Consider the following 14146-nt stretch of genomic DNA (forward strand, 5'->3'; position numbering starts at 1 on the left):
GGCAGCGGCCAGGCTCAGGGCCTGTTCCTGCACGGCCCCCAGGTCGATGGCCGGCGCGGCGCTGACCGCTCGCGGCGTATGTAGCTTGAGCAACAGCTGCTCAAGGGGAATCCAGTTCATCTACGGCCTCTTACCCGTTGTCGTAACAGCCATTCAATGGCAAACAGCAGGCCCATCAGCCCGTAGGCGATCAGGCCGTTGTACAACGTCCACCAGCTCAGCGGCGCCCACAGGGTCAGGGCCGCGGCGAGCATTCCGTTACAGAGGAAAAACACGCTCCAGGCGACGGTCACCTGGCGCGTATAACGTATGGCCTTTTCCGGCAATTGCGGCTCGCTGATGCGGGCCAGGCGCTCTGCCACCGGGGGGCCGTATTTCAGGCTCAGGCCGAACAGGCCGAGCATGAAGGCGCTGATCAGCACCGGGTACCAGCGCAGCAGCGCCGGGTTGTCGAACCAGGCCAGCAGCAGGCAGAACGCGATCGCCGCAATGGCCATCCACAGGCTGCCGGGGCGGCGTTCGCCGGTCAGCGCCCGGGCCAGCCACAGGCCGCCCAGCAGCAGGCCGAACTGCCACGGAGCGAAATGCTCCATGCCGAAGTACACCGCGAAGGGGTAGAGCAGGCCGGCCAGCAACAAGCCCAGGCCGATCAGCCGGCTCATGCGGCCGGCTGGACCAGACGGTAGACCGCCTCGACCACGTCGTTGACGGTGCGCACCGACTTGAATTCCTCGGCGGCGATTTTCTTGCCGGTCTGGCGCTTGATGTGGTCGATCAGGTCGACCGCATCGATGCTGTCGATTTCCAGGTCTTCGTACAGGTTGGACTCGAGGCTGACGCGCTCGGGCTCCAGTTCGAAGAGCTCGACCAGGGCATCGCGCAGGGTGTTGAAGATATCGTCACGGGTTTGCATGGTCGGTTCTCAAGCTGCCTGTTTTGCAGTGACGAACGCCGCAAGGCTCGCCACGTTGCTGAAGTGGTTGCGGGTGTCCTTGGCGTCGGCGTCGATCTTGATGCCGTACTTCTTCTGGATCGCCAGGCCCAGCTCCAGGGCATCCACCGAGTCCAGGCCGAGGCCTTCGCCGAACAGCGTCTGGTCGTTGCCGATGTCCTGGGCACTGATGTCTTCGAGGCCCAGGGCGTCGATGATCAGCAGTTTGATTTCAAGCATCAGGTCCGGGTGTGTATCGCTCATCTCTGGCGAGCTCCTTAATGAAAAAATGGTGCAAGTGCTCATTGAGCTTGCGCGAAGCCTGGGGCGCCGGGCCCTGGGCTGCAAAGGTCTGTGGGTCTATATCGGCACCGACGTGAAAACTGAAGTGCACACGGCGTTGCGGGATGCGGTACCAGGGTTCGGCCTTGGTCAGGGTGCTGGGGCTGACCCGGATCACCACCGGGGTGATGATCTTCGCACCGCGCAGGGCAATGGCCGCCGCTCCCCGATGAAAGGCCGGAGCGGCACCCGGCTGGGTGCGGGTGCCCTCGGGAAAGACGATCAGGGTCTGGCCTGCTTGCAGCGCCCCGCAGGCACTGTCGAGCATGTCCATGCTGCCGTCGTTGCTGATGTACTGGGTGGCGCGCACCGGGCCGCGGGTGAAGGGGTTGTTCCACAGGCTCTGCTTCACCACGCAGTTGGCGTCGCGGACCAGGCCGATGAGGAACACCACGTCGATCAGCGAGGGGTGGTTGGCGATGATCATCTGCCCCGGTCGCCCGAGCCGCTCGGCGCCCTGGACCTCATAGGTGAGCACGCCGCTCCTGGCCATGAAGCGGATAAACAGCCAGAACAGCCGGCTGACGGTCTTGCGCGCCCGCTGGCGCTGGCGCTGGGCGTCGCCGGGCAGGCAGGCGAGCAGGGGGAAAATCACCAGGCGCAGGCACAAACCACCTATTCCGAACAGTGCAAAGCTCAGCGCCGTGGCCGTCAGGCGCCAGTAGTAGGCATTGCGGCCCTTGGCGCTCAGTGGTTGCGTTGCCAGGTCCATACACGATTCATCCAGGCATGTTGGCAAAAGGTCTGCGCGCCCAGCAGGGTACGCAGCAGATTCAGGGCGTGGGGCCATTGGGCCCTGGGCGTTTGACCGTCATGGCTGCCCAGGGACAACTGCCAGTCGTCGCCGGGGGTCAGCAGCAGGCCCAGGGCATAGGGGAACGGCACGTCGTCGATCCAGCTGGCATAGGCCTCGGGCGGTTGTTCCTCGGTGATCACCAGCAGTACATGGGGGGCGCCGTCGGCCAGCAGCGTGGCCGCCTCCAGCAGGCCATGCTCAAGGCCATCGCCGGCAGCGGCCAGGGCCGTCATTTCGCTGGTTTCGCCGCGCATGATCGACCACAGGCCGATCACTGCGTTGTGTACCGAGAGGCTGAACTGGGTGGGCGACAACGGCTGCTCGGCGGCCAGGTCGCTGAGAATCTCGAAGGTGCGCGGGGTTTCGCCATGCCGGGAGATGAACACCAGCGGCAGTTGTTCCAGGCCCTCGGCCAGGGGCCAGCCGACGCTGAACGCCATGCGCGCCAGGCGGCTGAGACGGCGTCGCTGCATGGCGGGGAGAAAGGACACATCGGGGGCGGCATCGCTGTTTTCAGGCAGGGCCGGTTGACGGCTCCAGGCCTGCCAGGCGTCCACGCTTTCGAGCCCAGGGGCCCACGCACGCCATTGAGCGATGTTGAACTTGATCACTTGATTTCATCCCGCCCCTGCGGGCTTCCTTGACGCGGCATATCGCTTCGATCGGCGATTGGCCTGAGTGACGCGAAGGCGTCAGTGGCGCGCATTATCCCGGTGCGACTGGCTTGTAGCAAATGCTCCTTGGCCTGTTGGTCGCAAAAGCGAAAAATCCGACGCGATGCGAGGTGTCTTTTTGCCACTATCTGAAGTCTTTCAGTCCCAGGTCGGCCTCGGGGCCGACATTGCCCGGTGTTTGTGCCAGGGCTGCGGGCAAGGAAAATCTGTGTGACAGCAAGGTAGCTAAGGGGCCGCGTGGCCTACTACACTCGATGATCTTTGATACAGGGAGGTCTAGACATGCGGCGTGTGGTGTTCAATCAGAAAGGTGGCGTGGGCAAATCCAGTATTGCCTGCAATCTGGCGGCGGTCAGCGCCAGCGAGGGCTATCGCACCTTGCTGGTGGACCTGGATGCCCAGGCCAACTCGACCCAGTACCTCACCGGCCTGACCGGCGAGGACATTCCCATGGGCATTGCCGATTTTTTCAAGCAAACCCTGTCGTCCGGACCATTCGCCAAGAAAAACCAGGTGGATATCTACGAGACCCCCTTCGACAACCTGCACGTGATCACGGCCACCGCCGAGCTGGCGGACCTGCAGCCCAAGCTTGAGGCCAAGCACAAGATCAACAAGCTGCGCAAATTGCTGGACGAACTGGCCGAGGATTACGACCGGATCTACCTCGATACCCCGCCGGCCCTGAATTTCTACGCGGTATCGGCGCTGATCGCCGCTGATCGTGTGCTGATCCCCTTCGATTGCGACAGTTTTTCCCGCCAGGCCCTGTACGGCCTGCTGGCGGAGATCGAAGAGCTGAAGGAAGACCACAACGAGGGGCTGGAGGTCGAGGGCATCGTGGTCAATCAGTTCCAGGCCCGGGCCAGCCTGCCGCAGCAGATGCTCGACGAACTGATCAGCGAGGGCCTGCCAGTGCTGCCGGTGTACCTGGGCAGCTCGGTGCGCATGCGTGAATCCCACCAGGCCAGCATGCCGCTGATCCACCTGGACCCACGACACAAGCTGACCCAGCAATTCGTCGACCTGCACAACCTGCTGGAAAACGCCTGACCCTCAAGAGGCCATGAGCGCAGGGTTTGGCCTGCGGCTCTTGGCGCTGCGTCAAATCCCCTGGCTGCGCAGCCAGCTCAACAATTGCGGCAGTGGCAAGGCGCCGCTTTGCCGGGCTACTTCCCGACCGTTCTTGAACAGAATCAGGCTGGGGATCGAGCGAATCCCCAATTGCCCCGCCAGCTGCGGGTTGGCTTCACTGTCCAGCTTGGCCAGGCGGCACTTGCCGCTGAGCTGCGCGGCGGCTTGCTGGAAGACCGGCGCAAAGGATTTGCACGGCCCGCACCAGTCTGCCCACACATCCACCAGCAACGGCAGGTCGCCCTTGATCTGGCTGGCGTAGTCGCCCTGTTTCAAGTCAAAGGGTTTGCTCAGCAAGACCTCGGCCTTGCAGCGCCCGCACTTGGGGTGGTCCCCCAGGCGCTCGGCGGGAATGCGGTTGAGGCCGTTGCAGTGCGGGCAGGGGATCAGCAGTGGGTCGGACATGGTCGGGCTCCGCAAACAGGGTAGAGCGCCTTAGATGGCGGCGCCCGGGGGCAATATCAAGTCGCAGCGGTCGGCCTGGAGCCGTTGCGGCTCCAGGGCTCATGCGCTGGGCGGGGCCAGTTCGACGCTGACCAGGCGGTCCATGGAGCGGCCGATGTAGAAGGTAAAGGGCCGCCCCAGCGCCATGGCCATGCCCTCGCACCTGCCCATGAAGCCGATGTGTTGCAACGGGGAAATCTCCCCGTCCTCGTGGTACTGCAGGCCCAGGGAGCCGACGCTGAAACCGACGCGGTCGGCCCGGCGGTCCGCTCGCGTGTCCCAGGAGGTCTTGATCGCGGACAGCTGGATGCGGTTGTCGAACAGCATCTGGTTGAGCGTGGGGTTGGCGAAAGTGATGTTGCCGAACAAGTATTGCGCCGGTTCGCGCTTGCCGTCTTTCCACTCCAGATACACGTTGTAATCCCCTGTGCCGCTACCGGCCTTGCTGCCCATCTGGCTGAACGGCATGCCCGGCGCCTGGAGGGTGGCCTGGTATTGGCAGAACGCCTCGTTGGGCGTGCCGGTGGCCGCGAGCTTGCCGCTGATCAACTCCTCCATCGAGTAATGAAACAGCACGTCGGCGTATTTCACCGGCTCCAGCGCCAGGGAGAAGCGTCGCGGCAAGGCCATGGCCCTTTTGCGGTACTCGGGGGTGGTGTATCTCCCGGTTTGCGGGGCGATCTCCAGAACGGCTTCGAAGGTGCCGGCTGCGCGTGCCTCGACAATTTCGCTGAACAGCGCTTGCAGGCGCTGGCGCTGGGGTTCGGGCACGCTGCTGTCCAGGCTGATATGCAGGGTCTTGTCGTCCTTGCGGTCCATTTCCAGGCCGATGGCGTCGGGTTCGATGCCGATCCCGGCGGCCATCTGAGTGATGGCCTCTGCGAAGTACGGCACTATCCGGGCCTGCTGGGGGTTACCCACTTCTTCCTGGAAATGCAGGGTGAGGTAGGTCTGCTTGCAGCCGGTCAGCAGCATCAGCAAGAGGGCGGCAGTGGAGAGACGTCGGTTCAATGGAAATCCTCGTCGCATAGTGGCTGTTAGCGGTAATCGACGCTGGTCAGGCGATCCAGGGTCCGGCCCATGTGAAAGGTGAACGGCCGGCCCAGGGCCTGCATCTTCTGGTCGCACAGCGCTTGCAGCTCGTCCTTGCGGGTGTCGAAGGCCAGGGCCGAGGTCAGGGTCTGGACGCCGATGGAGCCGATGACGATGGCGAATTCGTCAAGGGGCACCGGGGCGGGCCGGGTGATCTTCGAGCTGGATGGCCAGGCCTGGACGGTTTTGTGCTGCAGGAGCCGGTTCAGGTCCGGGTCATCGAAATGTACCTTGAGTGGCACCTTGGCAATGCTGCCGCCGCGGGTCAGCAAGGAGATCAGGCCGCGCTCGCTGTTGTCCTGTTCAAGGGCTTCGTAGGCGATCAGTTTCAAGGGCCAGGGCATGGCCAGGCGCGCGGTGATCTTGCAACTGACCGGGCCTTCGATTTCGCTCGCGTTGACGATGGCCTGCATGCTGTCTTCGTAGCTGCGGTCCAGCAGCATGCCGAACTCCGGCTCGAACGCCAGGGTGGCGTCGATGTTGTCCGGCAGGTCGCTGGTGCCGGAAGGGGTGACCTTGGCATGGGCGTTGTCCAGCTCCAGGCGCAGGTTCATCGAGCTGGCATTTCGCGCGCTGACGACCTGTTCGAGGATGGCCTTGAGGCTGCCCCGTTGTTCCGGGCTCAGGGAGTAGTCCACCAGGCGCAGGTGAATGACCTTGTCGTCCTCCTGGTCCCGCTCCAGGGCGATGGCGTCCGGGTCCAGGCCCTGGGCGCCGAGCGCGGTGTAAATGCTGTGTTTGTACGCCTCGTGCACAAACTGGTCGGAGTATTGCGGGCCGGCCTTGGGGTCGGAGCGCACCGACTCCTGGAAGTGCAGGGTGGCGAAGTCTTCCTTGCACCCGGCCAGCGACAGCAGCAGGGGCAACAGCAGCAGGTAGCGACGTTTCATGGCGGACTCTTGCAGGGCAGCGATGGTGGCAGGGCTCGGGGCATGGGCGAGCGGTGAAGGTGGCAGCCAGGCCGCCAGTGCGTCATTGGGCCAGGCGATGTCCGTTGAGGCCGATGACCACGGCGAACTTCTTGGCGATCACCACTTCGGCCTGGTTGTTGTCGGCCAGGAAGCTTTCCATCGGGAAGGGAAATTCCACGGGAATACCGGCGATCGACATGTGTTTCACCGACTGGACCTGCAGTTCCAGCCCGTCGCTCGCGGTGCCGCCGCTAATCAGATAGACGCTGTCGCTGATCGGCTTGTAGGACATGCCGCCGCTGCCCTGGATGCGTTGCAGGCTGGCGGTCTGTTTGGCCAGCTCGTCCAGTTCGGCCTGGGTAATGCTGCGGTGCGCCTTACCGTGCAGGTGCAGGTCCTGCAGGTTCATGCGGTACTTGGCGCGGCGGCTCAGGTAGATGACGACCGACACCAGGCTGAAGACGGCCAGGGCGAGGGTGGCCAGGGTGAAGAACAGGTTCATGTGCATCCTTGCAGGTACTGGAAATCAGGGCGCGCATTATCCCTGCCCGTCAGTGGTGGGTCCATGCGCAATCCCAGGTTGAGCCAGTGCTGGACGGCAAGCGCCTGCTCAACCTGCGGCAGGTCCGCAGGTTGGCCTAGGGCTTGAAGGTATCGATGGACAGCTTCGCCCGACTCAGGACGAACAGCTGATTTCCAGGTGCTTGCCCCACTCCGGCGGGCGTTCGGCGTAGCTGTCCATGCCGGGCTGTTCCTCGAAAGGCCGGCTCAGCACCTGATGCAGGCGGCGCACTTCGCTGTAGTCCCCGGCTTCTGCGGCGTCGATGGCCTTCTGCGCCAAATAGTTGCGCAGGATGTACAGCGGGTTGACCGCGTGCATGCGCGCGCGGCGCAGGTCCTGGCCCTGGATCGGATCGCGGGCGACCCGTTCCCGGTACAGCCCGGCCCAGGCGTCGAAGCCGTTGCGGTCGACGAAGTCGTCCCGCAGCCGTGCCAGCGCCTGCTCCGGGGCGTGCTCCCCCAGCCGGCGGAAGAACAGGCTGTAGTCGACGCCGCTGTTCTGCATCAGTTGCAGCAGGCGTTCCACGAGCTTCTGGTCGTCGTCCTCGGCCTGGGTGAAGCCCAGGCGCCGGCGCATCAGGTCCAGGTAGTGGGCCTGGTACAGCGGCAGGAACAGGCCCAGGCTTTCGCGCAGCGCCTCGACACTGATGAACGGGGTCAGGGCCTGGGCCAGGGCGCTGAGGTTCCACTGGCCGATGGGTACCTGGTTGCTGAAGGAGTAGCGCCCCTGATCGTCCGAGTGGTTGCAGATGAAGTGGGCGTCGAAATCGTCGAGGAAGGCGAAGGGGCCGAAGTCGAAGGTGATGCCCAGGATCGACATGTTGTCGGTGTTCATCACCCCGTGGCAGAAGCCATAGGCCTGCCATTTGGCAATCAGCTCGGCATTGCGCTCGACGATCTCGCGGAACATCGCCAGATAGGGTTCAGGCAGCTCTTGGCACTCGGGGAAATGCAGGGCCAGCACATGCTCCCCCAACTGCTTCTGCTGCTCGGGTTTCTTGGTGTAGTAGAAATACTCGAAATGGCCGAAGCGGACATGGCTCGGTGCCAGGCGCAGGACCATGGCCCCGCGCTCCTGCTTCTCGCGCCATACCGGAGTGTCCGAGCCGATCACGCACAGTGCGCGGCTGCTGGGAATGCCCAGGGCATGCAGGGCCTCGGAGGCAAGGAATTCGCGGATCGACGAGCGCAGCACCGCGCGGCCATCGCCCATGCGCGAATAGGGCGTCTGGCCGGCGCCCTTCAGGTGCAGGTCCCAGTGTTCTCCCGCCTGGTTGTAGACCTCGCCCAGCAGCAGCCCGCGGCCGTCCCCCAATTGCGGGTTGTAGGAGCCGAACTGATGCCCGGAATAGACCATCGCCCGGGGCTCGGCCTCGGCCCACAGCTTGTGCCCGCCGAACAGTTCGGCGAACACCGGGGTTTCGGCCACGGCCGGGTCCAGGTCCAGCAGCGCCATGGCGCCAGGGCTGGCGGCCACCAGCCGCGGGTTGTCGAGGGGTTCGGGCAGTACGTGGGTCGAGAAGGCGTCGCCCAGGCGGGCGAAGCGGTTGTCGAAGGTCAGTTCGTCGAGGGCTTTCAACGGCCATCTCCCAGCAGAATGTCCGAGTATTCTGCTGGGGAAAGAGGCCTTAGTCGAGTTTGCTGGCCGGCGGTTCCTGCAGCGGCTTGCCCTCGGCCACCGGGACTATGGTCTTGGCCTCGGGTTCGATGGGCACCATCTTGTATTCCTGGCCGTGGAGGTTCTTCAGGTAGACCTCCATCTGCCGGAACGAGATGTTGATGTGCTGTTTCTTGAACTCGCGGTTGATGAAGCGGTTGACCTCGTCGACCACCGGGTTGCGGTCCCCCAGCTCGCGCACGTGCATGCGCAGCTCATGGTCCAGGGTGCTTTCACCGAAGTTCAGGAAGTACACATGGGGTTCCGGCTCCTTGAGGACCCGCGGGTTCTCCCGGGCGGCCTTGAGCAGCAGTTCCTTGACCAGGTCCAGGTCCGAACCGTAGTCGACACCGAGCTTGAGGGTCACCCGGGTGATGGTGTCGGTCAGCGACCAGTTGATCAACTGCCCGGTGATGAAGGTCTGGTTGGGGACGATGATGTCCTTGCGATCGAAGTCGGTGATGGTGGTGGCGCGGATGCGGATCTTGCTCACGGTGCCCGACAGGTTGCCGATGGTGATGGTGTCGCCGATCCGTACCGGGCGCTCGAACAGGATGATGATGCCGGAGATGAAGTTGGCGAAGATCGCCTGCATGCCGAAGCCCAGGCCCACGGACAAGGCGGCCACCAGCCATTGCAGCTTGTCCCAGCTGACCCCCAGGGTCGACAGGGTGGCGACGAAACCTATCCCGGCGATGGCGTAGGACAGCAGGGTGGTGGTGGCATAGGCGCTGCCCTGGGCCAGGTCCAGCTTGGACAGCACCAGTACCTCCAGCAGGCCAGGCAGGTTGCGCGCCAGGGCGAAGGTGATGCCGACGATGATCAGCGCGCCGATGACGTCGCCGATGCTGATGGGCACCATGCTCATGTTGGCGCCGGTGCCGCTGGTGTATTCGTAGAGGGTGACGTTGTCCAGGTAGGAGAACACCGTGATCAGGTCTGCCCATACCCAGTACAGCGCCGCCATGAAGCCGCCCAGCAGGGCCAGGCGGATCAGGCGCAGGGATTGCTCGTTGACCTTCTCGATATCCAGGGTCGGCTCTTCCACCACCGCCTCGCCGCTTTCCCCGGCTTCCTTGGCGGCCTGGCGCTTGCTCAACGCGCGCTGGTAGGCCAGGCGCCGGGCCGCCACGCTCAGGCCGCGGACGAAGGTGGCCTCGATCACCAGCCAGAACATCAGCAGGTACAGGGTGTTGATCAGCCGGTCGCTGAGTTTCAGGGCGGTGTAGTAGTAGCCGAAGCACACGGCGATGAACAGGGCGATCGGCAGCAGGGTGAAGAGCACGCCCACGGCCTTGCGGAACAGCGAGGTGTTCTGGTGGGTCGGGCTGCTCAGCAGCAGGCGGCTCAGCAGCCAGGCCATCAGTGCATAGCAGGTCAGCACCACGGCGATGCCCAGCACGTCCTCGGCCAGGGCTGCGGGCTGGTGCTCGGCCACCGCCACCACGGCCACCAGTGCCAGGACCACCAGCCCCAGGCGGCGGACCCAGCCCTGGAGGAATTCCACCTGGGGTTTTTCCCAGCGGAAATGCAGTTCCGCCACGCCGCCGGGGGCGAGGATCCGATAGGCGGTATAGAACACCAGCCAGGCCTGGGCGATCTGCAGCAGCGCGGCGCCGAGGTTGGCGTTCTGCCCACGGGCGTCGATCTGCAGGGCGTAGCCGCACAGGGCCAGGACCAGGGTCACCGGCATCGCCAGGAGGATGTTCACCAAGATCGCCAGTGGTGTGTGCCACTGGCTGTCGCGTTTGAAATGGCCGATGTCCTTGTGCACCTTGTTCAGGCGCGCATACAGGGCCTTGCGCCGCCACAGCAGGGCGCCGAACAGCAGCGCCAGGGGCAGGAACAGCAGTGGCCGCTGGGCCAGGCCGTCGGTCAGTTCGCTGAGGCTGGAGGCCCAGGGCAGGGTAGTGACCTGGCGCTCCAGGCGCACGGGGACGCTTTGCAGCCACTCGGCGTCCAGCGGCTTGTTGCTGGGGATCCAGAACATCTGCTCGTCGAGGGTCGCTCGCAGGCTCTGGGAGGTGCTGAGCAGCTGCTTCTGGTTCAACTGCAGGGTGATGGATTCATTGAGCAGCGCGCTCAGCTCGCGGTTCAGGCGTTCCAGCAGGTCGGCGCGGGTGATGGCGAGATCGATCAGGGTCCGGCGCAGTTGTGGCGTGACCTGTTCCGGGGGTTGGTTCTTGAGCAGGTTGTCGACGTAGGTGCTGGGGCTGCCCAGCAGCTCGCGCTGTTGATTGACTTCGAACTGATAGAGGCGGATGTCGGCGATTTCGTCCGCCAGGTCGCGGTCCAGTTTCAGGCGCGGCAGGGCCTGCTTCTGTTTATAGAGGATCTTCGACAGCAGCAGGCTGCCCTTGAGCACGTTGATCTGCTCGTCCAGGGCCGCATCGCTCTGGGTCACGCTGTCCAGCTGCTGCTTGGTCAGCAGGTTCTGCTGGGTCAGTTCGTTGAGGCGGTCGGTGCTTTTGAGCAGGTAGTCGGAGAGCCTGAGGTTGCTGGCGCTCTCGGTGGCCAGCAGGCTGCTGCTCCCGGCCTTCTGCGCCTCGATGGACTGCTGGGTCACGGTTTCCTGGGACTGGGCCAGGCGCTTCTGGTTGATCAGGGTCTGCAGGTCCTGGATTTCCTGCTCCAGGCGCGCGGTCTTTTCCATCAGCAGGTCATGCTGGCTACTGCCCAGATCCTGCAATTGGCTGTTGCCGGCCAGTTCCTGGCGGCGCAGGGGGATCAGCGCGTTGATCGCTGCCAGCTCGGCGTTGAGCAGGTTGCGCTGGTCGGCGCTGAGCAGCTTGCCGCCGTCCTTGCCGGATTTGAGTGCGGCGTTGATCTGCAGGATGCGCGTCTGGCTGCTGCTGATCTCCGCCTGGGCGCGCTCGGGGCGGGTCTGGGCGGTGATGTCCAGGGTATTGGCGTCGGCCAGGGCCTTTTGCAGGTCGCCCTGCAGGCTGGTGCGCTCGGTCAGCAGCTGTTCGAGCTGCGATACCGGCAACGAGCCGTAGCGCTGGATCACCGGGACCACTTTGCTGGCTTTCAGGCGGGCCAGTTCGCGCTGGTTTTCCGATGTCTGGCGCGGGGCATTGCTCAATTGCTGCTTGAGATCGCTCAGGCGCTGCTCATAGTTCTGCTTGTTGGCCAGCTGGTTCAGGGTGTTCTGCAGCAGGGTCTGCAGGGCCTTCTGGTCGGCCTCCGGCAGTTTGCGCTCGGCGATCTTGTCCAGGCTCTGCTGGACCGCCTCGGCGCTGGGCGGGTCACCGCCCTGTACCGCGCCGACAGAGAGGCTCAGGCCCAGCAGGGCAACAGCGAAAAATTTACGCAGGATAGGCATAGAGGTCGGTCAAGCAAGTAGGAATAGGGGGCGCCATGCCGGGGGCTGACGCGTTCCGCAGTTTAGAGGAAGAGTCCGGGGCCGGGGCGACTTCCTTCGGGGAATCTGACGCCGACCTTGCCGATCTTGTTCCCGTCCATCACGGCCACGGTCCAGATGGTGTTGTTCCATTCCACCTGGTCGCCGACCACCGGTGCACCACCGACCTTCTGGGCGATGAAGGCGGCCAGCGGCATGTCTGCGTCCTGGCCGTCGAGCTTGAGCCCGTAGAGCGCCGAGACCGCGCCCAGCTGGGCATCGCCCTCGAGCACGAAGTCACCGAAGAAGCGCAGGTCCAGGCCGCGTTCCGGAGCCTGGCTGAAGAGTTTGCCCAAGGCCGGGAGGTTGTGTTCATGGCCGATCACGCACAGCAGATCGTCGGCTTCGAGCACCGTACTACCCGACGGATGGAGCAGTTGCTGGCCACGAAACAGTGCGGCGATGCGCGTGCCCTCGGGCATTTTCAGCTCCCGCAGGGCGGCGCCGATGCACCATTTCTCCGCCCCCAGGCGGTAGACGAACAGCTCCCACTCGCTGGTGACGTGGACTTCCAGGGCCGCCCGGGAGATCGGTGCCGGCTCCGGTGGAACCGTCACCTTCAGCCACTTGGCCACCCACGGCAGGCTGGTGCCCTGCACCAGCAGCGAGATCAGGACGATGAAGAACGCCAGGTTGAAGTACAGCTGGGCATTGGGCAGCCCGGCCATCAGCGGGAACACCGCGAGAATGATCGGGACCGCACCGCGCAGTCCGACCCAGGAAATGAAGGCCTTTTCCCGGCCATGGAAGGCCTTGAACGGCGCCAGGCCCACCAGCACCGACAGCGGTCGGGCGAACAGGATCATCCACAGCGCCAGGCCCAGGGCCGGCAGGGCGATGGGCAGCAGGTCGTGGGGGGTGACCAGCAGCCCCAGCACCAGGAACATGCCGATCTGTGCCAGCCAGGCCATGCCGTCGAGCATGTGCAGGATGCCGTGGCGGCTGCGTACCGGGCGGTTGCCGATTACCAGGCCGCACAGGTACACGGCGAGGAAGCCGCTGCCGTGCAGGGCGTTGGTCAGGGCGAACACCACCAGGCCGCCGGCCACCACCAGGATCGGGTACAGGCCGGTGGCCAGGTGGATGCGGTTGACCAGTTGCAACATCAGCCAGCCACCGCCCAGGCCGATCACCGCGCCGATGCCGAACTCGCGGATCAGGTCCGTCAGCAGGCTCCAGTGCAGGCCGGTGTGGCCGCTGGCGAGCATGTCGATCAGGGTTACGGTGAGGAACACCGCCATCGGGTCGTTGCTGCCGGATTCGATCTCCAGGCTGGCGGTGACCCGCTCGTTGAGGCCCTTGCCCCCCAGCAGCGAGAACACCGCGGCGGCGTCGGTGGAGCCGACGATGGCGCCGATCAGCAGGCCCTGGATCAGGTTGAGGTCGAACAGCCAGGCGGCTGCCATGCCGGTCAGGCCAGTGGTGATCAGCACCCCCACCGTGGCCAGGGACAGCGCCGGCCACAGGGCCACGCGGAAGCTCGCGACCCGGGTACGCAGACCGCCATCCAGCAGGATCACGGCCAGGGCCAGGTTGCCCACCAGGTAGGCGGTCGGGTAGTTGTCGAAGATGATGCCGCCGCCGTCCACCCCGGCGGTCATGCCCACGGCCAGGATGATCACCAGGATCGGGATGCCCAGGCGCGATGAAAGTGAACTCACCAGAATGCTCGCACCTACCAGCAACGCGCCGATCAAGAACAGGCTGTTGATGGTCGTCGCATTCAAAGGCAGTACTCCAGGGCGAAAAAGGCGGGCGCAGGCTGACCATGCAGTCTGCGTGCCAGCGATTCTAACCTGTTGAAATACGCCACTGTCAAAAAGCTTTTGGCGACAGTGGCGGATTCCCCAGGTGCGAATTCCGGCGCCGTTTTACCGGCGCCATCCAGGGCTGGCGGGGTGTTTCAGAGGCGGAAGCGGGCAACCATGCCGTTGAGGTCCACGGCCAGGCGCGACAGCTCGTTGCTGGCTGCACTGGTCTGGTTGGCACCGGTGGAGGACTGCACCGACAAGTCGCGGATGTTCACCAGGTTGCGGTCCACTTCCCGGGCCACCTGGGCCTGTTCTTCAGCGGCGCTGGCGATCACCAGGTTGCGTTCGTTGATCTCGATGATGGCGCTGTTGATGGTGTCCAGGGACAGGCCGGCACCCCGGGCGATATTCAGGGTCGATTCGGCGCGTTCGGTGCTGTTGCGCATGGAA

General features: G+C 64.5%; 13 protein-coding genes and 1 pseudogene. 1 reads left to right on the forward strand and 13 read right to left on the reverse strand.

All coding sequences use genetic code 11. The features are described 5' to 3' along the window. Nucleotides 1–116 precede the first annotated feature (116 nt). From F6S12_RS25335 to F6S12_RS25355, 5 genes are read right to left on the reverse strand one after another with little or no spacing between them, the layout of a single operon-like run. Complete coding sequence (locus F6S12_RS25335; RefSeq protein ID WP_011058849.1) at nt 117–662, reverse strand: membrane protein; 546 nt, start codon at nt 660–662, stop codon at nt 117–119. Next, nucleotides 659–913, reverse strand: a complete 255-nt coding sequence (locus F6S12_RS25340; RefSeq protein ID WP_011058850.1) for an acyl carrier protein — start codon at nt 911–913, stop codon at nt 659–661. Before F6S12_RS25340 ends, F6S12_RS25335 begins: the two co-directional genes overlap by 4 nt. Nucleotides 914–922: 9 nt before the next feature. Further along, nucleotides 923–1195, reverse strand: coding sequence for a phosphopantetheine-binding protein (locus F6S12_RS25345; RefSeq protein ID WP_011058851.1), 273 nt, complete (start codon nt 1193–1195; stop codon nt 923–925). Then, on the reverse strand, nt 1164–1985 hold the full coding sequence (locus F6S12_RS25350) for a lysophospholipid acyltransferase family protein (protein ID WP_011058852.1): 822 nt from the start codon (nt 1983–1985) through the stop codon (nt 1164–1166). The genes F6S12_RS25345 and F6S12_RS25350 overlap by 32 nt, the downstream gene beginning before the upstream one ends. Further along, complete coding sequence (locus F6S12_RS25355; RefSeq protein WP_011058853.1) at nt 1961–2680, reverse strand: beta-ketoacyl synthase chain length factor; 720 nt, start codon at nt 2678–2680, stop codon at nt 1961–1963. The genes F6S12_RS25350 and F6S12_RS25355 overlap by 25 nt, the downstream gene beginning before the upstream one ends. A 345-nt stretch (nt 2681–3025) precedes the next feature. Here F6S12_RS25355 and F6S12_RS25360 point away from each other — a divergent pair, with 345 nt between their 5' ends. After that, nucleotides 3026–3796, forward strand: coding sequence for a ParA family protein (locus tag F6S12_RS25360; RefSeq protein WP_011058854.1), 771 nt, complete (start codon nt 3026–3028; stop codon nt 3794–3796). A gap of 51 nt (nt 3797–3847) precedes the next feature. Here F6S12_RS25360 and trxC read toward each other — a convergent pair whose 3' ends face one another. The 8 genes and pseudogenes from trxC to F6S12_RS25400 all read right to left on the reverse strand — a co-directional run. Then, complete coding sequence (trxC, locus tag F6S12_RS25365) at nt 3848–4282, reverse strand: thioredoxin TrxC (protein ID WP_015633888.1); 435 nt, start codon at nt 4280–4282, stop codon at nt 3848–3850. Between the two features lie 99 nt (nt 4283–4381). After that, entirely contained in the window at nt 4382–5332 is a 951-nt protein-coding gene (locus F6S12_RS25370) for a hypothetical protein (RefSeq protein ID WP_230493584.1), read from the reverse strand. A gap of 26 nt (nt 5333–5358) precedes the next feature. Beyond that, entirely contained in the window at nt 5359–6303 is a 945-nt protein-coding gene (locus tag F6S12_RS25375; RefSeq protein ID WP_315869441.1) for a hypothetical protein, read from the reverse strand. Between the two features lie 82 nt (nt 6304–6385). Next, nucleotides 6386–6826 carry an IgaA/UmoB family intracellular growth attenuator gene (locus F6S12_RS25380; protein ID WP_015633891.1) on the reverse strand — a complete coding sequence of 147 codons (441 nt, stop codon included), beginning with the start codon at nt 6824–6826 and terminating at the stop codon, nt 6386–6388. A 174-nt stretch (nt 6827–7000) separates the two neighbouring features. Then, complete coding sequence (gene selO / locus F6S12_RS25385; protein WP_077933241.1) at nt 7001–8464, reverse strand: protein adenylyltransferase SelO; 1464 nt, start codon at nt 8462–8464, stop codon at nt 7001–7003. 49 nt (nt 8465–8513) lie between these two features. After that, nucleotides 8514–11867 (reverse strand): mechanosensitive channel MscK, encoded by a 3354-nt coding sequence (mscK, locus tag F6S12_RS25390; protein WP_011058860.1) that lies wholly within the window; start codon nt 11865–11867, stop codon nt 8514–8516. 62 nt (nt 11868–11929) lie between these two features. Further along, nucleotides 11930–13672: a potassium/proton antiporter gene (locus F6S12_RS25395; protein ID WP_077933242.1), complete on the reverse strand. Its 1743-nt coding sequence runs from the start codon at nt 13670–13672 to the stop codon at nt 11930–11932. A 176-nt stretch (nt 13673–13848) separates the two neighbouring features. Continuing rightward, nucleotides 13849–14146: pseudogene (locus tag F6S12_RS25400) on the reverse strand (methyl-accepting chemotaxis protein); the annotation flags it as partial.

The sequence above is a fragment of the Pseudomonas sp. JV245A genome (assembly GCF_032424515.1).
In the GTDB taxonomy this organism is placed as follows: domain Bacteria; phylum Pseudomonadota; class Gammaproteobacteria; order Pseudomonadales; family Pseudomonadaceae; genus Aquipseudomonas; species Aquipseudomonas protegens.